This window comes from Pseudoalteromonas sp. GW168-MNA-CIBAN-0100 (assembly GCF_040309225.1).
GTDB classification, from domain to species: Bacteria; Pseudomonadota; Gammaproteobacteria; order Enterobacterales; family Alteromonadaceae; genus Pseudoalteromonas; species Pseudoalteromonas arctica.
The window spans coordinates 1-286 of record NZ_JBEOOL010000440.1 but is presented as its reverse complement, the minus strand read 5'-3'; the positions used below and the strand labels follow the sequence as shown (position 1 = coordinate 286).

The 286-nt window shown below is 50.7% G+C and carries 1 pseudogene; it reads right to left on the bottom strand.

The window, feature by feature from the left end:
- Positions 1-286: pseudogene (locus tag AAEY62_RS21860) on the bottom strand (effector protein); the annotation flags it as partial.

Here is a 286-nt window from a genome sequence, read left to right as displayed (position 1 = left end):
AAATCACACTTACCGCTGGCAATAGCAGCATCGGCAATATCGGGCTCTAAGCGGCCAACGGCAATTACCGGTATAGACACTTCTTTCTTCACTGCCGCAGCCCAATCTAAAAAGCCTGCTGGTTTATGCACTAGCGGCGCGGCGGTAAATGCAGAGCCTGTGGTTAAGGTGGCATAAGCAGAAATACTAACGGCATTTACACCCGCTTGTTCAACCATTTTGCTCACTGCAATACAGTCCTCAAGGGTAATACCGCCAGGGGTGTTGAGTTCGTGCGCATCTAGGC